Annotated in this window: 14 protein-coding genes; 11 read left to right on the forward strand and 3 right to left on the reverse strand. The window is 52.1% G+C overall.

Going from position 1 to position 20,785, the window contains the following annotated elements:
• The first annotated feature begins 6 nt into the window (after positions 1-6).
• From SY83_RS14605 to SY83_RS14635, 7 genes are all read left to right on the forward strand, one after another.
• The gene (locus tag SY83_RS14605) at positions 7-684 is read left to right on the forward strand and encodes a site-2 protease family protein (RefSeq protein ID WP_068607708.1); all 678 of its coding nucleotides are present in this window, start codon (positions 7-9) and stop codon (positions 682-684) included.
• A gap of 116 nt (positions 685-800) precedes the next feature.
• The gene (locus SY83_RS14610) at positions 801-1,559 is read left to right on the forward strand and encodes a 16S rRNA (uracil(1498)-N(3))-methyltransferase (RefSeq protein ID WP_068607710.1); all 759 of its coding nucleotides are present in this window, start codon (positions 801-803) and stop codon (positions 1,557-1,559) included.
• A 1-nt stretch (position 1,560) separates the two neighbouring features.
• Positions 1,561-2,943: a tRNA (N(6)-L-threonylcarbamoyladenosine(37)-C(2))-methylthiotransferase MtaB gene (gene mtaB, locus SY83_RS14615; protein ID WP_068607712.1), complete on the forward strand. Its 1,383-nt coding sequence runs from the start codon at positions 1,561-1,563 to the stop codon at positions 2,941-2,943.
• A gap of 92 nt (positions 2,944-3,035) precedes the next feature.
• Positions 3,036-3,470, forward strand: coding sequence for an NUDIX hydrolase (locus SY83_RS14620; protein WP_068607713.1), 435 nt, complete (start codon positions 3,036-3,038; stop codon positions 3,468-3,470).
• The gene (deoC, locus tag SY83_RS14625) at positions 3,467-4,150 is read left to right on the forward strand and encodes a deoxyribose-phosphate aldolase (protein WP_068607715.1); all 684 of its coding nucleotides are present in this window, start codon (positions 3,467-3,469) and stop codon (positions 4,148-4,150) included. Before SY83_RS14620 ends, deoC begins: the two co-directional genes overlap by 4 nt.
• Before the next feature lie 104 nt (positions 4,151-4,254).
• On the forward strand, positions 4,255-5,634 hold the full coding sequence (locus SY83_RS14630; RefSeq protein WP_068607716.1) for a class I SAM-dependent rRNA methyltransferase: 1,380 nt from the start codon (positions 4,255-4,257) through the stop codon (positions 5,632-5,634).
• Between the two features lie 127 nt (positions 5,635-5,761).
• Positions 5,762-6,484, forward strand: coding sequence for a hypothetical protein (locus tag SY83_RS14635; RefSeq protein ID WP_068607718.1), 723 nt, complete (start codon positions 5,762-5,764; stop codon positions 6,482-6,484).
• 81 nt (positions 6,485-6,565) lie between these two features.
• On the opposite strand, the gene SY83_RS14640 is transcribed toward SY83_RS14635, so the two are convergent.
• Both SY83_RS14640 and SY83_RS14645 read right to left on the reverse strand, forming a co-directional pair.
• Positions 6,566-6,811, reverse strand: coding sequence for a YolD-like family protein (locus SY83_RS14640; RefSeq protein ID WP_068607719.1), 246 nt, complete (start codon positions 6,809-6,811; stop codon positions 6,566-6,568).
• A gap of 121 nt (positions 6,812-6,932) precedes the next feature.
• On the reverse strand, positions 6,933-7,601 hold the full coding sequence (locus SY83_RS14645; protein WP_068607721.1) for an HAD family hydrolase: 669 nt from the start codon (positions 7,599-7,601) through the stop codon (positions 6,933-6,935).
• Between the two features lie 443 nt (positions 7,602-8,044).
• Here SY83_RS14645 and SY83_RS14650 point away from each other — a divergent pair, with 443 nt between their 5' ends.
• Positions 8,045-9,796 (forward strand): ABC transporter ATP-binding protein, encoded by a 1,752-nt coding sequence (locus tag SY83_RS14650; RefSeq protein ID WP_068607723.1) that lies wholly within the window; start codon positions 8,045-8,047, stop codon positions 9,794-9,796.
• Between the two features lie 5 nt (positions 9,797-9,801).
• Positions 9,802-11,847 (forward strand): ABC transporter ATP-binding protein, encoded by a 2,046-nt coding sequence (locus tag SY83_RS14655; protein WP_068611120.1) that lies wholly within the window; start codon positions 9,802-9,804, stop codon positions 11,845-11,847.
• A 517-nt stretch (positions 11,848-12,364) separates the two neighbouring features.
• Here the strand turns inward: SY83_RS14655 and SY83_RS14660 are convergent.
• Entirely contained in the window at positions 12,365-13,015 is a 651-nt protein-coding gene (locus SY83_RS14660; RefSeq protein WP_068607725.1) for a DsbA family oxidoreductase, read from the reverse strand.
• Positions 13,016-13,196: 181 nt separating this feature from the next.
• Between SY83_RS14660 and addB the strand changes: the two genes are divergently transcribed.
• Positions 13,197-16,787 (forward strand): helicase-exonuclease AddAB subunit AddB, encoded by a 3,591-nt coding sequence (gene addB / locus SY83_RS14665; RefSeq protein WP_068607728.1) that lies wholly within the window; start codon positions 13,197-13,199, stop codon positions 16,785-16,787.
• A complete protein-coding gene (gene addA, locus SY83_RS14670) occupies positions 16,780-20,784 on the forward strand; it encodes a helicase-exonuclease AddAB subunit AddA (protein WP_082882555.1) in 4,005 nt (1,334 codons plus the stop codon). The genes addB and addA overlap by 8 nt, the downstream gene beginning before the upstream one ends.
• The last annotated feature ends 1 nt before the right edge of the window (position 20,785 follow it).

The raw sequence follows: 20,785 nt of genomic DNA on the forward strand, positions 1-20,785 counted from the left end.
TGAAGAATGGACTCCGCAAACTTCTTTAGGTTTCCGATAGAAGAATGGCCGTTTGTTCTGCTTTCGCTGGCGATCGGCCTGTCTGTTCATGAATTTGCTCATGCTTACACGGCGTGGAAATTCGGTGACCCGACGGCCAAAGACCGCGGACGGGTAACGTTGAATCCGATGGCTCATTTGGACATATTCGGAACGATTCTGATCTTTATCGCCGGCTTCGGATGGGCCAAGCCTGTCCCGGTGAACCGCAGTTATTTCAAGAAGCCGCGGATGATGAGCATCTTCGTCTCCCTTGCCGGACCGGTGAGCAACTTGTTAATTGTTTTTATCGGACTCTTTCTTTTTTACCTGCTTGATTATTTGGGAGCCATTGAGAATTTAAGCACAGGCTCGATTACCGCGCTTGTTACTTTTTTTAAATACTTAATCTCGTTGAATATCACCTTGTTCTTGTTTAACCTGATTCCCTTACCGCCGTTAGACGGTTACCGGATCATAGAAGACTTGGCTCCGCAACCGATTCGGGCGAAGATGTCGCAGTATGAACACTGGGGTGCTTTTATTTTTCTGTTGCTCGTATTCATTCCGCCGCTCAGCCGCGTTACCATTGTTCCGTTGTTCAGTTTGAGCGATCACATTCTCCTGTTATTCGGCAACATCATCGGTTCCATTTTCGGGATGTAACAGACTGCTGACAATTCGTGTAAAAGGGTAGCCATACGAATCTAAAAGTTGTAAGATGATGTTTGGATATTTGAAGGCATACCAGCCTATTCTACCACGCAAAGGTTGAGAGCTTGATGCAACGTTATTTCCTCAAGAAGGAACAATTTACACACAACAATACCGTTCGGATTACGGGAGATGACGCTCATCATCTGGTGAAAGTGATGCGTGCCCGCGCGGGAGACAAGGTCATTTGCAGCGACGGAGAGTCCCGCGAAGCGCTTGTTGAACTTCAAGAGATCGAGACAGGTCAGGTGACCGCCTCTATTATAGAAGAACTGGCGATGGATGCCGAGCCTGAAGTTAAAGTTTGGGTTGCCCAAAGCTTGCCGAAAGGCGACAAGATGGAGATCGTGATTCAGAAATGCACTGAAATCGGCGCCCATCGCTTTATACCTTTCGAATCCGAGCGTACCGTTGTTCAATATGATGCTAAGAAGGAAGCCAAGCGTCTTGAGCGATGGAATAAGATTGCCAAAGAAGCCGCGGAACAGGCTCATCGCAACCGTGTTCCCGAGGTTGAACCGATGCGTTCATGGAAGTCGTTGCTTCAGCTTTCGGCTGATTTTGACCTGACGATGATTTGTTATGAGAAAGAACAAGGGCTGCAATTCAGAGCGCTCCTGCAACAAGCGGTCCAGCAGGATCAGATGAAGAAAGTTCTGCTGCTAATCGGACCTGAAGGCGGCTTTACCGAGAATGAAGTAGAACAGGCGGAAGCGGCAGGCGCCCGCGCAATTTCTCTGGGACGCAGAATTTTGCGTACGGAAACCGCGGCCATGACCGCGTTGACCTGTATTTTATATGAAACCGGCGAGATGGGAGGAAACTGATATGACTACAACTTTGGCCGCGACAACAGCCCAGACGGTTGCATTTTATACACTAGGCTGTAAAGTGAACTTCTATGATACAGAGGCGATCTGGCAGCTGTTTAAAGGTTCCGGCTACGAACAAGTCGACTTTGAGGCGACAGCGGATGTTTATATCATCAATACATGCACAGTAACGAATACCGGCGACAAGAAAAGCCGGCAAATTATACGGCGAGCCGTTCGCCGCAATCCGGACGCGATTATCGCGGTTACGGGCTGCTACGCGCAAACGTCGCCAGCTAAAATCATGGCAATTCCCGGTGTGGACTTGGTCATCGGAACACAGGACCGTGAGAAGATTCTGGAATTTATCGAGCAGTTCCGCGCGGAACGCCAACCGATTAATGCGGTGCGTAACATTATGAAAACACGGAACTTTGAGGAATTGGACGTTCCGGATTTCTCGGATCGTACGCGCGCGTTTCTTAAAATTCAGGAAGGCTGCAACAATTTCTGCACCTTCTGCATCATTCCATGGTCACGGGGGCTTTCCCGCAGCCGTGAACCGCAAAGTGTCATTCAGCAGGCCGAAGCCCTTGTAGCGGCCGGATATAAGGAAATCGTGCTGACAGGCATTCATACGGGCGGCTACGGGGACGATTTGGAGGATTATAAGCTGCACAATCTTCTGCGTGATCTGGACAAAGTCCAAGGGTTGGAGCGTATCCGTATTTCGTCCATCGAGGCAAGCCAAATCACCGATGAGGTCATTGACGTACTGAAAAATTCGGACAAAATGTGCCGGCATCTGCATGTTCCGTTGCAAGCCGGCGACAATACGGTTTTGAAGCGGATGCGCCGCAAGTATACGGTAGAAGAGTTTGCAGGGAAAATTGCAAAGCTTCATGAAATTATGCCTGGCGTAGCGATTACAACTGACGTAATTGTCGGGTTCCCCGGCGAAACCGAAGAGATGTTCCTGACGGGCTACCGTTACATGGAACAAATGAAATTCGCTGAAATGCACGTGTTCCCCTATTCTAAACGGACCGGCACCCCCGCGGCGCGTATGGAAGATCAAGTGGACGAGGAAGAAAAGAACCGCCGTGTTCACGAACTCATTGATCTGTCCGAGAGGATGCAGCTGGATTACGCCAAGCAGTTCGTCGGCGAGGTGTTGGATGTTATTCCGGAGAGGGATTACAAAGGCGCCCCGGGATCCGGTCTCGTCATGGGTTACACCGATAACTACATTCAAGTGGTCTTTAACGGTACCGAAGACATGATCGGCAAGTTATGCCGCGTAAAAGTAACAGAAGCCGGCGTGAATGAATGTAAGGCTGATTTTGTGCGTGTGATCGAAGATGCTCCGGTTGTGTTGAAGTCAGCCGCAGCTGTTTAATTAGATAAACAGAGTGAACAGAGGGTTTCATCGTAACGCCTGCGGGCGGGATGGAATCCTTGTTCCTTTTTGTACATAAGGAGTTGAGGGATATGAAGGAAATTTCAGCAGGCGGTGTCGTATATCGCGAGATCGAAGGTCGTAAAGAGGTACAGTTAATTCAGGATCGGTACGGCAAGATTTCTCTAGCCAAAGGCAAAATGGAGCAAGGCGAAACCGTGGAAGAAACAGCGCTGCGGGAAATCATTGAAGAAACGGGTATTCAGGGGCGCATTGTAGAGCCGTTGCATACGATCCGTTATCAATACCAATCTCAGGTTCACGGGACAGTTGACAAAGAGGTTCATTATTATCTGGTGGAAGCCGCCTCAGGCACGCTACAAGCGCAGGTGGAAGAGATTCGCGGCGTGGAATGGTGTGAGTTGCAGGATGCTTGGATGCGCCAACGGGAGCATGGTTATGATAATAACGACGAAGTTTTACAACTGGCTTTACACAAATTAGGTTATGAGGTGGATGGACAATGAGCAATGATTTTCAAAAAGAAATAACCCAATATATTGATCACACGTTACTAAAGGCGGAAGCGAAGAAAGAAGATATTGAGAAGCTTTGTCAGGAAGCGAAGGAACATCATTTTTTTAGTGTATGCGTCAATTCCCAATGGGTATCGCTTTGCGCAGAGTTGCTGAAAGGTTCCAATGTGAAAGTCTGTACGGTTGTCGGTTTCCCTTTAGGGGCAAGCACCAGCGAGACCAAGGCGTTAGAGGCGGCTAAAGCGGTGGAGCAAGGCGCGCTTGAAGTCGATATGGTGTTAGCCATCGGATCCCTGATTAGCGGCGACTATGACTATGTTCGTGACGATATTCGCAAAGTCGTTCAAGCGGTGGAAGGCAAAGCTATTGTGAAAGTCATAATGGAAACCGGTTATCTGAACGATGATCAAAAGAAAATCGCTTCCAAGCTTTCTGAAGAGGCTGGCGCCCACTTCATTAAGACGTCGACCGGCTTCGGCAAAGGCGGCGCGACCGTTGAGGATATCACCTTAATGCGCGGCAGTGTTTCCGATCATATCGGGGTAAAGGCATCCGGCGGCGTTCGCGATCTGGAAACAGCGAAAGCGATGATTGCCGCAGGCGCGACTCGGTTAGGGACAAGCTCAGGTGTGGTTCTTGCACAAGGCGGTAAGAGCACGGGCGGTTATTAGGCTTTAATAAAAATAGCCAGGTATATGAAGTGCAACAATAAAGGACAAACCTCAGGCGAACGTCTGGGGTTTTTCTGTGAAATCGGTAAAAGGGGATGTTGGATATGGCAGCGGTAATTTTACATAAGTCACGTAAGAAACGATTGGAAGCGGCTCACCCATGGGTGTTTGCCAGCGAAGTGGAGCGTACTGAGGGGGAGCCAAACCCGGGCGACTTGGTGGAAGTACACAACCACCAAGGCCGATATTTGGCGACAGGGTATTGGAATCCCAAATCGCAGATTATCGTTCGCGTATTGGCGTATACGCCGCTGGCTGAGATGGACGAGGCCTACTTCGAAGAGCGGCTGCTCCGCGCCTGGGAGCACCGGCAGCGCTTCCTCGAAGACACGAACGCGTGCCGCGTCGTGTATGGGGAAGCCGACTTCCTGCCGGGGCTGATCGTCGACAAGTTCGACGACGTGTTGGTGGTCCAGCTGCTCACGCTGGGCATGGATTTGCGCCGCGACGCGTTGGTGGCGGCGCTGATAAAGGTGTTCGCGCCGCGAGGCATTTACGAGCGGAGTGACGTCAGCGTGCGCGAGCTCGAGGGGCTGGAGCAGCGCACGGGCGCGCTCTACGGCGACTGCCCGCGGCATGTGCCGATTCGCGAGAACGGCTTGCGGTTCGAGGTTGACATCGTGGAGGGGCAGAAGACGGGCTACTTCTTTGACCAGCGGGAAAACCGAGCCTCCATCGCGAAGCTGATGCGGGGCTGGGGCGGGCGCAGCGGGATTGCGCTGCGCGAAGTGGAAGGCGAAGACGGGGCCGCGGTGACGGCGCCGGTGAACGCGAACGGCAAGGTCGTGACATTCCCTTACTGGGACGGCGCGACCGTGCTGGAGTGCTTCTCGCACACGGGAAGTTTCACCCTGAACGCGTGCAAGTACGGCGCGAAGAAAGTGACGTGCCTGGACATTTCGGAGCATGCCATCGAGAGTGCGCGGCAGAACGTAGAGGTTAACGGCTTTTCCGAGCGCGTAGAGTTCGTGGTGGCGGATGCGTTCGATTATTTGCGACAACAGGTACGCGGACTGGATGAACGTCTTGAGCGATCCACAGCGGGTACGGCGGAAGGCAAGAAAGTGGATACGTCCAAGAAGCTGACCTCTGCTGCCCGGACATGGGATGTGGTCATTCTGGATCCGCCTGCTTTCGCGAAGACGAAGAGTGCGGTGACCGGCGCCTGCCGCGGCTATAAAGATATTAATCTGCACGGGATGAAGTTGGTGAATGAGGGCGGGTATCTGGTAACCGCAAGCTGCTCCTACCATATGCGTCCTGATCTGTTTTTGGAAACCATTCAGGAAGCTGCCATCGATGCGGGTAAAATCCTCCGCCTGGTCGAATGGCGCGGTGCTGGCAAAGATCATCCGCAAATTCTGGGTGTGGATGAGGGGCATTATCTGAAATTCGCCATATTTGAAGTAAGAAGTAAAAAATAGTATTGAGCCATCGCAGCGATGGCTTTTTTGGTAACTCCATACAAGCGATGTTCATAACGGATAAGTCAACCCCCAATTGAAAACCCTAAGCTTGAAGATCATTTTGCACATTAAAGGAGTCCAGCAAATGAACAAACAGGCAGCAGCACTTTTATTGACTGCAGGGATTGCTTTATCTTTAGGGGTGAATGTTCAAGCCGCTGGTAATACGGGCGGGACAAACCCAAAGACCTTTGCAAAAGACGGGGAAGGGTTCAAGACGTATTCAGGAACATCCGCTTATGAGCAGTCCTTTCAGAATTCCATGGGGATTCGCGGGGCAACAAGCCATAACGGTACTGGTTTTGGTTCGTTGGAATCCGCAGGAGCAAACTATTCCCAAGCCGGTATGACGGGCAGCGGCCAAGGTAACGGTAACGGTATGACGGGTAGAGGTAATGGTAATGGTATGTTGGGGAACGGGACAAACAATCTGTATAACATGGGAAGCGGCGCTGCCGGGATGATGACACGCTCCGGCCGGAACGCTATGGATCATACCATGAACGGAGCGCAATACAACGGTGCGGGAATCGGCGGTTTTGACGGGACATCAAACTACAACGCCACATCAAACGGACCTACAGCACCGAATTTCATGGGTACTTCCCGTTCGCCGTATTACGGGGGTACAGCGGCAAACAACGCCAACGGTAACAATCAGGTACGCGGTAACAACCTGTATCAAATGAACACTTATAATGCTAAAGCGGCGGACACGACACAGAACGATTATGGTTGGTTAGGTTGGTTTGGTTTGCTGGGTATGTTCGGTCTGGCCGGTGTAAATCCGCCGAAGCGCCGCAGTTAATTGTAACGACGAAGAACGTCCTTAACCTAATCAGGGTTGAGGACGTTATTTGTTTAATTCATTTGATTCACTTTGTGGATGTTAATCTCTTGGATAATCTAGAGCCATAATGTCCATAAACGGTATTTTAATTGTCTCTTGTCCATTATCAACATGAACCTTTCCTGTTCTTGAATCCAGATGAACAATCTGACCTCGAACCTGATTTTCCCAAGCCCAGATCGTTAGCAATACAGTAGATTCTTCATTGAATGATTCGGTAATCTGATTACCGATCTCCTCCAAGACAAACTCATCTCGGGTGGGTCGCTTTGGTGTCTTTGCCATGTACTTAAGCCTCCGTGCTTAAAATTAAATCCAGCTCTATTATAGTGAGTGTAGCATACCTAGGCAATTCTAACGCAACAACTTGTCCGTAATTTCAATCCACGGCTTCAACCAATCACCGTCATCGCTCCGTCTGCTCCAACCGCTTCAACACCTCGCCAAGGCTCAGATCCGCCATCGAATCCAGCCTCAAGTCGTAGGCATCGAACGCCAGCTGAGCGGTCAGCGGATTCGGCACGATGACGCTGTACAACCCCGCGCTTACCGCGGCCCTCACGCCGTTGGGCGAGTCCTCGAACGCTGCCGCTTCCGCTGGCGCTACGCCCAACGCCTCTGACGCCGCCAGATACAATTCCGGATCCGGCTTGATCCGGAGAACATCATCCGCGGTTTTGATGACCTCGAAATACTCGAACAACCCATGCTGCTTAAGGTAGCTCTCCACCCACGCCCGCGGGGAACTGGAAGCCAGGCCGATGCGAATTCCCTTCGCCTGCGCTTCCTTCAGATAATCTTCAACCCCTTCGCGCACGCCTTGCAACTCCATCAGTGCTCCGTGCTTTACCGTGAACAAGGCATCAATCTGCTCCTTGACCACCGGTTTCCCGGTGCATTCTCCCAAATACAGATAGGGGTCAAAATGCTCGCCCGACGTGCCGACACCCAATCCCCACAGCTCGATCGGCAGATGCGCCCCGTGTTCTTCATAGATTTCCCGAAAAGCTTCATACCAAGGGGTTTCGGTATCCAGAATTAACCCGTCAAAGTCGAAAATAATCGCTTTAATCATTTCGTCCTCTCCTCACTCTGTAACAAACCATACCCCTAAGTTATATCGCTTTTGCAAGAAATCGTAAAGCTTATCCTTACTTCGCGAACACGTACAAAAACATTGTAAAGTATCGTTAAAATGATGTTCCCGCGTTGACAGTTTTGTGAAGACCATGGTAAATTAGCAATAATTCAGAAACGACAGAGGAAAGGAGGGCCTTGCCATGATTGGAGTTGGAAACCGCAGACTTCGCCGCACGCGTCAACACAACTTCAGATCGGGACAGGTGCCTCTCCTTTAACGGATGAATGTAGTAAACGGGTCAGCAAGGAACTCGCTGATTGCTGCTTACTGCGCGCGCACCGCATTCCAATGCTTGCGCATAACAATACAGCCAACCACGGCATAGCGCATACCCGCGTTATGTCTTTTTTATTTTGCGACTGAAGGAGGTAGGTAACATGTTTGATGTACTAAAGAAATTAAGCTGGTTTTTCCGTAAACATTGGAAACGGTATACGATCTCCATTATTCTGCTCATTATTGCCGGGGTCGTGGAAATGATTCCTCCGAAATTGCTGGGGGTTGCCATTGATTACATCCAAACGAATACAATGACGGCATCCCGCTTGTTCTGGATGATTTCCGGCTATCTGGCGTTAACGGTGTTTATTTACGGCATAACCTACGTGTGGATGTACCAAATGTTCGGGGGCGCCTTCCTGGTGGAGCGGGCGTACCGATCGCGATTGATGAAGCATTTTCTCAAAATGACGCCGACCTTCTTCGAACGCAACCGCACAGGAGACTTGATGGCGCGCGCGACCAATGACCTTAAAGCGGTATCGATGACGGCCGGGTTCGGGATACTGACTCTGGTGGATTCCACCTTCTTTATGATCACGATCCTGACCGTTATGAGCGTGTTTATTTCCTGGAAGCTGACGCTGGCCTCCATGCTGCCTTTGCCGATTATCGCGGTGGCGATGGCCTATTACGGCGGTGCGATCCATAAGCGCTACACGGTGGCTCAAGATGCTTTCGGTCATATGAACGACCAGGTGCTCGAGAATGTGTCAGGGGTTCGCGTCATCCGCGCTTATGTGCAAGAGAAGGCGGTCGAACAACGGTTTCAGGACTTAACGGATGATGTGTTTCGCAAAAATCTGTCCGTTGCGAAAATCGACGCTTTATTCGAACCTACGATTAAGCTTCTGGTCGGTATGAGTTATATGATCGGCCTGGGATACGGAGCCTATCTGGTATTTACAAGCGAACTGACGTTAGGTGAACTGGTTTCCTTTAATGTGTACTTAGGAATTCTGATTTGGCCGATGTTCGCTTTGGGCGAGTTGATCAATATTCTGCAGCGGGGGAACGCCTCGTTAGATCGTGTCATTGAAACGCTGTCCTATCCGGAAGATGTGGCAGGTCCTAAACAACCGGCTCCTACACCGGTACCTTCCGTTATTCAGTTTAATGAAGTGTCGTTTAAGTATCCTTCATCTTCCATAGAGAATCTGTGTAACATTTCGTTCCGAATTGAGCGAGGTCAGACGTTAGGCATCGTCGGTCGCACAGGCAGCGGGAAAACGACACTGCTAAAGCAACTATTACGTGAATATCCGCTGGGAAAAGGCTCCGTAACGGTGTCCGGGACCAATCTTGCCGATATTGCCGTAAACGACATTCATGGATGGATCGGCTATGTGCCGCAAGAGCAGATTCTGTTCTCCCGTTCGGTAAGGGAAAATATTAAGTTCGGACGTCCGGACGGCACGGAAGAGCAAGTGATGCATGTGCTCGAATCCGCTTCGTTCGCTCAAGATATCAACGTCCTTTCACAAGGATTGGATACGTTGGTCGGTGAGAAAGGCGTGGCGTTATCCGGCGGACAGAAGCAGCGGATCTCGATTGCGCGGGCGTTAATGACCGATCCGGAAGTATTGCTGCTGGACGATGCGATGTCCGCCGTGGACGCGAAGACCGAAGCGAATATTATTCGCCATATCCGCCAAGAGCGGCAAGGCAAAACAACCCTCATCTCAACCCATCGCCTCTCCGCTGTACAGCATGCGGATTGGATACTGGTATTGGATGAAGGCACGATCTCCGAGCAGGGTACCCATGAGGACCTGATGCGGCTCGGCGGGTGGTACAAAGAGCAATTCGACCTGCAGCAGGTGGAAGCGCATTTGACGGAAAGCGGGTGAAGACCGTGAGCGTAGGAAGAAGACTGTTACAATACGCCTTATTTTATAAGAAGACGATCAGCATCGCGCTGGTTATGCTGACGATCGCGGTCTGTGCCGAGTTATCCGGTCCGTTGATCGCGAAGCAGATGATTGACAACAATATTTTGGGCATCGAAAAGCCTTGGGTGGAAACGGCGCAAGGGACCAAAGATGCCGTGCAGTATAAAGGTGGCTTTTACAAGCGAAGCGATCGGCTGGAGGAAGGCGAACAGCGGGGGAAAGAAGTGCGGTTGCTGCAATCCGGCGTAAGCTTCTATTTCCTGAATCAGTCCCTGCCTTTCGACGGGGAGCGTTTAGTAGCGGATGGAACGCTGACGGTGAAGTCGAAGAATCAGAGCGCGGAGTATGCTGTTGAGCAACTGACGAAGCAACAATTGTTCGCATTTTACAAGCCTGAAATAAAGGCCCTCATTCAGTTGATGGCCCTTTATCTGGGATTGATTGCGGTCGCATCCTTTTTCCAATATTACCAAAAGCTGCTTCTGCAATCGTCCGCTAATCGAATTATTCAGCGGATGCGGATGGACGTATTTAAGCAAATTCAGCGGCTTCCGATACATTACTTTGACAATTTGCCGGCGGGCAAAGTAGTTTCCCGGGTAACGAACGATACGGAGTCCATTCAGGAGCTGTATGTGACGGTGCTGGCAACGTTCGTGAACAGCGCGATTTATATGGCGGGAATCTTTGCCGCGATGTTCTTTCTGGACGCCAAGCTTGCCGCAGTGTCGATGCTGTTAATCCCGATTGTCTTGCTGTGGATTGTTCTGTATCGCAAATCAGCCGAACGGTATAACCACCGTATTCGAGCTTTGCTCAGCGATATTAACGCGATGATTAACGAGTCGATTCAAGGCATGAGCATCATTCGCGCTTTCCGCCGTCAGGAAGAGACGCAGAGAGAATTCGACGAGCTTAACGAGCAGCATTTTGCCAATGAAAATAAGTTGTTGAACCTGAATGCCCTCACCTCTCACAATTTAGTCGGCGTGCTGCGGAATATCGCTTTTGTGATGGTGATTTGGTATTTCGGGGGAGCCTCGTTGCAAGCGGGAAGTCTCATATCGATCGGTGTGCTGTACGCGTTTGTGGACTATTTAACCCGTTTGTTCGGTCCGGTTACGAATGTGGTGAATCAACTGGGCAAACTCGAGACGGCGCGCGTATCGGCAGAGCGGGTGTTTGAATTAATGGACACAGAAGGAACCGACGTTGCGGAGGGGCAATTGCCTCGATATAAGGGGAATGTGCGGTTTGAGGACGTATCTTTTGCCTACAAAGAGGATTATGTTCTGAAGAATATCACGTTTGAGGCGAAACAAGGGCAGACGGTGGCGTTGGTTGGTCATACAGGTTCGGGCAAAAGCTCGATCATGAACCTCCTGTTCCGATTCTATGATCCGCAGAAAGGCGCGATTACGATCGACGGGCAGTCCATTGTGGAGATTCCGAAACAGCTTTTGCGCCAGCATATGGGCATCGTGCTGCAGGATCCGTTCTTGTTCACGGGGACGATTGCCTCGAATGTGTCTCTGGATGATCCCGCGATCAGCAGGAAAGCCGTGAATGATGCATTAAACGCGGTCGGTGCGGATAAATTGCTGTCATCGCTGCCTAAAGGCTATGATGAACCGGTCATTGAGAAGGGCAGCACGCTGTCGGCGGGGCAACGGCAGTTGGTTTCGTTCGCGCGGGCGCTGGCGTTTAATCCGGCTATTCTGATTCTGGATGAAGCGACCGCAAGCATCGATACGGAAACGGAGACGATCATACAGAACGCGCTGGATGTGCTGAAAAAAGGGCGCACCACATTCATCATCGCCCACCGGCTGTCTACAATCCGGAGCGCGGATCAGATTCTGGTTCTGCATCGGGGTGAAGTGGTGGAGCGCGGCGACCATGAATCGTTGATGGGCCTTGGCGGACGCTATTACCAGATGTATCAGCTGCAGCAAGGGGCTAAAGTCTCGGTGGGGAAAGAAGAGGTTGCTGAGCACAATCCGGTGTAAGTGAAGTGAATTAAAATAAGGATAAAAAATCACGCTATTATATTTTCTACCCCAAATAACGATAAAAAATCACGCTATTTCCTTGGATTGGTAATAAACTAACTGTCACCAGCTTATTTCCGCATAAATAACGATAAAAACTATTTTTGTGGAAAATAAAATTAGCGTGAAAAACTATCGTTATTTTCGAACACACACCAGGGCGGTTAAAATATGAAAACTTATAAACTGATTTGCATTGTGACGCTGATATTACTGCTGAGCACTGGCTGTAACCATCACGATTCACATCAACAGAACACGATTAGAATTGGAATGGATAAACAACAATATGGGCTTGATGAGCATATAACTTACTCCATAGTGAACTCTTCATCTCAAAAACTGTTCAACGGCGTACGTTGACATCCATCACTTTAATTAGTGAACCATTTACCGTTTCATAGTATGCTAACTCCACAAAACCTAAAAGCCCTGCCGCGAAACGATGCGGCAGGGCCTTCTTTTGCAACTCAATTTAAACGTTCTCGCGATCCTTCTCCGCTACCTGCTCCAGCACCTTCAGGAAGTTTTCGGGCGATTGCGAACCGGAGAAGCTGTACTTGTTGTTGAAGATGAAGTATGGCACGCCGGTAATCCCGATTTCGCGCGCTTTGTTCACATCCTCCTCGACTTCGTTCAGCCCCTGACCGTCTTCCATCTGCTTCCGCAGAGCGTCAATATACCCCATGCCCACTTCCTTGGCCAGGTTCATCAACACATCCAAATTGCCGATATTCTGCCCGTCTTCAAAATAGGCCTTATAAATCGCATCAATTAATGGCTGCTTGTATTCATCCGACGCGAGCGCGATCAACTGGTGCGATTTCACCGTATTCGGCATGTACTCGATCCGATCCATGTTAAATTCAAGATTACAAGCCCGGCCTGCTTCGCAAGTATGCTCAATCACCTGACCCAGCCGCTCCGGACCTCCCATCTTCGACGTCATCGTTTCTTTGAAATCCCGGCCTTCTTTCGGCGCTGTCGGATCCAGTTGAAACGCGTGCCAGCGTACACTGTAAGGCTCCTTATGATCCACGCTCCAGCGATCCAGCGCTTCCATCATGTTCTTTTTGCCAATGCGGCACCATGGACACACCGTATCCTGATAAACATCTATAATCATTCCGATCACTCCTTCTCAAATTATCATCCATCCCAAAAAACATGACACAAGTATGAACCATTTTAAACTACAGCACAAGTTTTGAAACGGATTCCCGGAGACCCGTTCTGTTCATGATTCTACCAAGTGCTTCGACAAACTTTTAATGGTAAAATAGGAGAATGATAGAGGAGGTCGGAAGATGTCGATACAGTTTATTTTGGGTCGGGCGGGCAGCGGGAAAACGAGGCATATGCTCGATGAAATCAGAGACAATCTGAGGGAGAAACCGGACGGTGAGCCAATGGTGCTGCTGGTGCCGGAGCAAGCGACCTTCGGCGCGGAGTACGAACTCGCCCAGACACCGGGACTTCAAGGGATCATTCGCGTACAGGCGCTAAGCTTTCGCCGTTTAGCCTTTCGGGTCATGCAAGAAGTGGGGCGCTCGACAAGAATACATATCGATGATACCGGCAAAAAAATGCTCTTACACAAAATCATCCGCCGCCGTGCCAAGGATTTGCGTATATTCGCCAAAGGGAACGGACAGAGCGGATTTATCGACCGTGTCAATGATTTATATAATGAGTTCAAAAGGTATCAAATCGACGGCAGCGGCCTGCTTCAGCATATTCAGACCAACGGAATCCTGCCTGACAAGGAGCGGATGCTGCAGGACAAGCTGCATGATTTGCTGCTGATCTATGATGAGTTTGAGCAAGAGCTGGGACCGCATCATATCGATTCCGAGGATTATTTGGCGACGCTGACCGAGCAGGCAGGCTCCTCTTCCTTTATTAAGGAAACCGTGTTCTGGATCGACGGTTTTCACGGGTTTACGCCTCAGGAATTCGCCGTGCTCGAGCAGCTCATGATCCATTCCGCTAAAGTAAATATCGCCTTAACGCTGGACAAGCCTTATGAATCGGGCCGTGAACCCCATGAACTGGAGTTGTTTCATCCCACGGCAACCACGATGATCAAGCTCAGAGAGCTTGCCGATGAGAACGGCGTGATGACAGAGCCTCATTTCGTGATGGGCGGGGAACCGCTGCCGCGCTATGAGCGGAGCTTCATGCTGGCGCATCTGGAATCTACGTTTGATCGTCGGATTCCGTATAAAGGACCGATTGAAATGGAGCCCAGTGTGGTGTTGCATTCAGCGGTTCACCGACGTGCGGAAGTGGAAGGCGCCGCTCGCGAGATGGTGCGTCTTGCGCGGGACCGTAATGTCAGGTGGCGGGATATGGCCTTGCTGGTCCGCAACATGCCGGATTACGAGGATCTGCTGGCCACAACGCTTACGGATCATGGCATCCCGCACTTCTTCGACCAGAAGCGCACCGTGCTCCACCACCCGCTGGCGGAACTGATCCGCTCCGCCCTGGAGGTCGTCACGGGCTACTGGCGATATGACGCCGTGTTCCGCTGCGTCAAAACCGGATTGCTGCCTGCGTTCGCGCAGCAAGATCTCCCTTCCCCTTTCGACATCCACGTCGAAGGGGATGCGTTTACGGCGCGAAATATCACGCGCCGAAACCTGGACGAACTCGAGAACTACGTGCTCGCGTTCGGCATCCAGGGCGGCCGGTGGACGGACGACCGGCCTTGGACCTACAAGCTCCAGCGCTCGCTGGAGGACGAGCCGACCGGGCCGAACGAGCGGGAACGCGCGGAGCTTCAGCGCGTGGACGTGACCCGGCGGGCCGTGGCGGAGCCGCTCGCGGCGTTCGAGCGTGGCCTGAAAGCCGCGAAGACCGCGCGCGGCATGGCCGAGGCGCTTTACGGGCTGCTGGACAGCCTGAAGGCGGCCGAACGGCTCGAGCGCTGGAGTATGGACGCCCTCGCCGCGGGCAGGGCGGAGAAGGCGAGGGAACACCGCCAGCTGTGGGGCGCGGCGGTGGATTTGCTCGACCAGATCGTCGAGACGATGGGCGACGAAGCCATGACGCCGGAGCAATTCGCAGGCGTTGTCGAGACGGGGCTCGAGAGCATCAGGCTCAGTCTGGTCCCGCCTACGCTGGATCAAGTGCTGCTGGGAAGCATGGAGCGCACCCGCTCAGGAAAGGTGCGTTACGCGTTCCTGCTTGGTGTGAACGACGGCGTTGTTCCTGGCAGACTCAGCGAAGACGGCGTGCTTTCCGAAGGGGAGCGCGACCGCCTTGCGGAGACGGGACTCCTGCTTGCGCCAAGCGCCCGCAGAAGACTGCTGGATGAACGCTTCATGATCTATACAGCCATGACGGTTGCCAGCGACCGGCTGTGGGTGAGCTATCCGCTCGCCGACGAAGAAGGCAAATCCCTCTTGCCGTCTGAACTGATTCGACGGTTGAAGCAAACTTTCCCCGCCCTTAAGGAAGGTACGCTCATGGGGGATCCCGGTGTATTTATACCTTCAAGCCATGAAGAAGATGAGCGGACACCATTGGACTATATCGCGCATCCAGAACGCGCCTTATCCTACCTGATCGCGCAATTGAGAGAATGGAAGAAAGGGTCGCAGATTGCCTCGGTCTGGTGGGAAGTTTACAACTGGTTTGTGTCACAACCGGAGTGGAGGCCCAAGTTACAAACCCTGTTGCAATCTCTGTTCTATACGAATGAAGTGGAACGTCTCAGCCGGGATACGAGCAGGCGCTTGTACGGCACGCATCTTCGCGCAAGCGTGTCGCGGATGGAGCGTTTCGTAGCCTGTCCGTTCAGCCATTTCATGTCGCACGGCCTCCGCTTGCAGGAACGGCGGGTTTACAGGCTGGAAGCGCCGGATATTGGGCAACTGTTCCATGCCGCTCTCAGTATGATCGCGCAGAATCTGATGCGCGAGGGGGTTAGCTGGGGCGCGCTCAGCGCCGCTGAGTGCCGCAAGGAGGCGAACGATGCCGTGGACGTGCTTACGCCGAGATTGCAAAGCGAAATCCTGTTAAGCTCCAAGCGATTTACTTACATTTCCCGTAAGCTGAAGGACATCGTTGGCCGCGCGTCCGTTGTGTTGGGCGAGCACGCCCGCCGCGGATCGTTCGAGCCTTTGCGGCTGGAGATGGATTTCGGAGGTCCGGTTTCGGAGCTTCCGCCGCTCTCTTTCAAGTTAAATAACGGATGCACCATGGACATTATCGGACGCATTGACCGCGTGGACAGCGCGGAAGGCGAGAGCGGATTGATGGTGCGCGTAATTGATTATAAATCCAGCCAGACTTCTTTACGTCTGGATGAATTATATTACGGTCTGGCCTTACAGCTTCTTACTTATCTGGATGTCCTGGTCACGCATGCGGAAGGTTGGCTTGGCCGCGAAGCCATTCCGGCGGGAGCCTTGTATTTCCATGTACATAACCCGTTGTTACAGGTTAGCGCGGCCCTTTCGGCGGAAGAGGCGGAGGACCGGGTGTTCAAGAGGTTCAAGATGAAAGGTCTCGTTCTGGCCGAACCGGAAGCTGTGCAGTTGATGGACGGCTCACTTGAGAAAGGGCATTCCGCGTTGCTGCCGCTTGCCCTTAAGGCGGACGGAGGCTTCTACAGCACTTCATCGGTGATGACCCGCGATCAATGGGGCGTGTTACGCAAGGCGGTCCGCAGCACGATCCGTGAAATCGGAACCGAGATTACCGACGGAACGGTGGACATATCACCCATCCGGCTCGGACCGAAGACGCCTTGCGCTTTTTGCGCGTACAAGCCGGTGTGCCAGTTCGATACTTTGATCGAGGGTAACGGATACCAAGGTTTGGCGAAGCAGGGGAAAGATCAGTTATGGGATTTGCTACGGGAAAAGGGGGAACACAGCAGTGACTGAACAAGACAAAGTTAACGCCTGGATCCCGGTGGCCAAGCCTGCCCATGCGACATGGACGGATGATCAGTGGAGCGCCATTACCAGAGGCGGACAGAATATGCTGGTTGCGGCGGCGGCCGGATCCGGGAAGACGGCGGTACTCGTCGAGCGAATTATACGAAAAATCGCCTCCTCGGAGGAGCCGATGGATGCGGATCGCCTACTGGTGGCTACTTTTACGAAAGCCGCGGCGGCCGAGATGAAAGAGCGTATCCGTGAAGCGCTCGAGGGTGAATTGGTAAAGAGTCCGGACTCCGACCACTTAAGGCGCCAATTGGCGCTTATGAACCGGGCTTCCATTACGACACTGCATTCCTTCTGCATGGAGGTTATTCAGAAGTACTTCCAGCTCGTACCGCTTGATCCAGGCTTCCGTATTGCTAACGAAACCGAAGCGGAACTGATGCGTCAGGATGTGTTGGAAGAGCAGGTAGAAGAGTTGTATGAAACCGGAGGAGTGGACGGCCGTTTCTGGAGGTTAGCGGAAAGCTTCGGCGGTGAGCGCAATGATGATGTGTTGTTCTCCTTGATACAGAATCTGTATGATTTCTCCCGAAGTCATCCCTGGCCGGAGGCGTGGTTGTTACAAACCGCGAAATCCTTTGAAATGGAAACTCTGGAGGAACTGGAAGAATCGGAGTGGTTTCTTGCGATTCGCAGCGATGTCCGGATGGAGCTTAGAGGAGCGTTGGACTCCCTGCGTCAAGCTCTGAAGTTAGCGGAGTCCCCCGGCGGTCCGAAGCCATATGCGGCTAATTTACAAGACGATTTGGCTCTGATCGGTTATTTATTGGAAGTGGCTGACGGAGAGCGTTGGGAGCACTTGTATCACGCATTTCAAGGAGCGGGATTCGGAAAGCTGAAGCCTTGCAAGGCTGACGAGACCGACAAAGCCGTTCAAGATCAGGTTAAGGCGCTCCGGGAACAAGCCAAGAAACAGTTGGTTTCCATCAGGGACGAACTTTTCGAGCGGGAACCGGCCGAATATTTGCGGGAGCTTACAGCGCTGGCTCCATTGATGCAGGAGCTCGTGCGGATTGTCATTTCGTTTGGCGCCAAATACGCCGAAGCGAAAACCGAAAAAGGCCTCGTCGACTTTGCGGATTTGGAACACTTTTGCCTGCAGATTCTGCGCAGTCCGGATTCCACGCCAGATCAGTTGTTGCCGTCCGAGGCGGCCGAACAGTACAGAGAGCGGTTTATGGAAGTGCTGCTGGATGAATACCAAGATACCAACATGGTGCAGGAAGCGATTGTGGAGCTCATTTCCCGGGAGGGTGCGGGCAACCGTTTCATGGTAGGCGATGTGAAACAGAGCATTTATCGTTTCCGACTTGCGGACCCCGGTTTATTCCTGGCTAAATATAAATCTTTCGCTGAACAGGAAACAAAGGGACTACGAATTGACTTGGCCCGGAACTTTCGCAGCCGTGCGGAAATTGTCGACGGTGTAAACTTTATCTTTAAACAGTTAATGAACGAGAACGTTGCCGAAATTAACTATGATCAACGGGCTGAACTGGTATGCGGGGCAACATACCCGACAGGCGCGGAGACCGGGTATCAGGATTATGCCGTAGAAATGTTGCTGTACAATCGCGGTGCGAATGCGGCGGACGACGATGAAGATGATGAGCTTTCGGATGCAAACGGAACAAGCAGTGCAGATTCCTTGGATTCGGATGAGGGGAGCGGTGCGCCGACAGACTCGGCATTATCGGATTTGCGCGAACTGGCGACAGCGGAGCTTGAAGCGGAACTGATCACGTTGCAGATTCGCAAATTGCTCGCATTGGACGGCGGTGACAGACCCTTTCAGGTGTATGACAAAAGAACGAAAGGCATGCGCAGCGGTTCGTTCCGCGACATTGTTATTTTGCTGCGCGCTACGCAGGCGTGGTCTCCTGTCATGATGGAACGGCTGCGGGCTGCGGGCATTCCGGCTTATGCGGAGCTGAGCACGGGGTATTTTCAAGCAACGGAAGTGGAAGTCATTCTGTCTCTGCTGAAAATCATAGACAATCCTTATCAGGATATTCCTTTAGCAGGTGTGTTACGTTCGCCGCTTTACGCGTTTACAGCGGAAGAGCTGGCTCAAATTCGAATTGCGGGAACGGCTTCCGCTTCAGGGGCTACAGGCGGACAAGGCTTTTACGGCGCTGTGTTGCAGGCTTTGGAACCGGACCCCGAGCATACACCGCTTGGAGACACTCCCTACAGATTATCGGATATGTTGCGTGACCGGCTGACAGCCTTTACAGAGCGGTTGGATCGTTGGCGGGAAGAGGCGAGACAAGGCTCTTTGGCCGATTTAATCTGGAACATCTACCGGGAAACCGGCTACTACGATTTGGTAGGCGGCATGCCGGGGGGGATTCAACGGCAAGCGAATTTGAGAGCCCTCTATGACCGCTCGCGTCAATATGAGGCGACATCGTTCAGAGGGCTGTTCCGTTTTTTGCGGTTTATTGAGCGGATGCAGGACGGCGGGGGAGATTTGGGCGCGGCGCGTGCGCTTGGGGAGCAGGAAGACGTGGTCCGGATTATGTCCATTCACAAAAGCAAAGGGCTTGAGTTCCCCGTCGTCTTTGTGGCGGGTTTATCCAAGGCTTTCAACCAGTCGGATCTCAAGAGTAATTTCCTGTTGCACAAAAAACTTGGCTTCGGTCCTAAATTTGTGGATACCGCGCTGAGGCTCAGTTATCCAACGTTGCCTAATCTGGCGATTAAGCGGAGTATGCGTATGGAAATGCTCGCCGAAGAAATGCGCGTGCTCTATGTGGCACTGACGCGTCCCAAAGAAAAGCTATATTTGGTCTCCGCGGTGAAAGATTTGGAGAAACAGATGGCCAAGTGGAGCGCCGCGATGGAAGCGACAGATTGGTCCCTTCCGGAACCGATGCTGGCACGCGCCAGGTCTTATTTGGATTGGCTGGGCCCCGCTCTGATGAGACATCCCGCTTCCATTACGCTAAAACAGGAATGGGGTCTGGCTGTGCATACACCGGTCCTGATGGCGGAAGAACCCTCCCGTTTCCGGATCCATGTGCTTTCGGGCGGAATACAGGCTGATTTGGAAGCGGCCGCCGGTTCAGAAGGTGAAGGGGAGCGGGAAGTTTTGTTGTCATATCTGCAACAAGCCGTACCCCTGCAGAAGGTATCGGAAACGGAGGATAAGCTAGAAAGTCAAGTATCCTCACGCTTAAACTGGCAATACCCTGACGCGGAAGCCACCGGGTATTTTACCAAGACGACAGTAACGGAGATGAAACGTCTGAAGACATGGATGCCGTCGGAAGAGGAAGCGGAGGCTTTGCCGGTTGGACCGGCAGCGGCCAGTAACTCGGAAAGCGCGCAAAGCTCGTGGATTCGAAGACCGAGGTTCTTGGAGGCGCGTAAGCTCACGCCGGCAGAAAGGGGAATCGCTTATCATGCGGTGATGCAGCAGCTGCCGTTGTCCGCGGATATCGATCACGAAGTCATCCTTAATGAAATTGCGGCTATGGTGGAACGTGAGCAGCTGACAGAAGAGCAGAGTAATGTGATTGACGCAGCCGTCGTCAGCGACTTCTTCCGAAGTCCCCTGGGACAAGCGCTTTGCCGAAGCCCGCGGGTGCAAAGGGAAATTCCGTTCAGCCGAATATTGGAGGCGCGCCGCGTGTATCCAGACGCGATCGATACGTCTTCCGCAAACGAGAATATTTTGATCCAAGGTGTGATAGATTGTGTATTTGAGAAAGAAGACGGCGGACTTGTTTTGCTAGATTACAAGACGGACTCTCTTCATGGTGGCGACGGGCAGGCGGCCTCAGAGCGTTATCAAGTGCAACTGGACTTGTATGCTGAAGCCGTGGAACAAATCTGGAAGAGACCTGTGACGGAAATGTATCTCTTTTTCTTTGACGGGGCACGGATTGTCGAGATGTCAAAAAGTTCGGATGGAAGCGGGGCGGTTTAAC

Origin of the sequence: Paenibacillus swuensis, from assembly GCF_001644605.1 — a bacterium.
Lineage (GTDB): Bacteria > Bacillota > Bacilli > Paenibacillales > DY6 > Paenibacillus_N > Paenibacillus_N swuensis.

Coding starts and splice junctions, on each gene's coding strand:
- SY83_RS14605 (WP_068607708.1), top strand. CDS start 7: ATGGACTCCGCAAACTTCTTTAGGTTTCCGATAGAAGAATGGCCGTTT.
- SY83_RS14610 (WP_068607710.1), top strand. CDS start 801: ATGCAACGTTATTTCCTCAAGAAGGAACAATTTACACACAACAATACC.
- mtaB (WP_068607712.1), top strand. CDS start 1,561: ATGACTACAACTTTGGCCGCGACAACAGCCCAGACGGTTGCATTTTAT.
- SY83_RS14620 (WP_068607713.1), top strand. CDS start 3,036: ATGAAGGAAATTTCAGCAGGCGGTGTCGTATATCGCGAGATCGAAGGT.
- deoC (WP_068607715.1), top strand. CDS start 3,467: ATGAGCAATGATTTTCAAAAAGAAATAACCCAATATATTGATCACACG.
- SY83_RS14630 (WP_068607716.1), top strand. CDS start 4,255: ATGGCAGCGGTAATTTTACATAAGTCACGTAAGAAACGATTGGAAGCG.
- SY83_RS14635 (WP_068607718.1), top strand. CDS start 5,762: ATGAACAAACAGGCAGCAGCACTTTTATTGACTGCAGGGATTGCTTTA.
- SY83_RS14640 (WP_068607719.1), bottom strand. CDS start 6,811: ATGGCAAAGACACCAAAGCGACCCACCCGAGATGAGTTTGTCTTGGAG.
- SY83_RS14645 (WP_068607721.1), bottom strand. CDS start 7,601: ATGATTAAAGCGATTATTTTCGACTTTGACGGGTTAATTCTGGATACC.
- SY83_RS14650 (WP_068607723.1), top strand. CDS start 8,045: ATGTTTGATGTACTAAAGAAATTAAGCTGGTTTTTCCGTAAACATTGG.
- SY83_RS14660 (WP_068607725.1), bottom strand. CDS start 13,015: ATGATTATAGATGTTTATCAGGATACGGTGTGTCCATGGTGCCGCATT.
- addB (WP_068607728.1), top strand. CDS start 13,197: ATGTCGATACAGTTTATTTTGGGTCGGGCGGGCAGCGGGAAAACGAGG.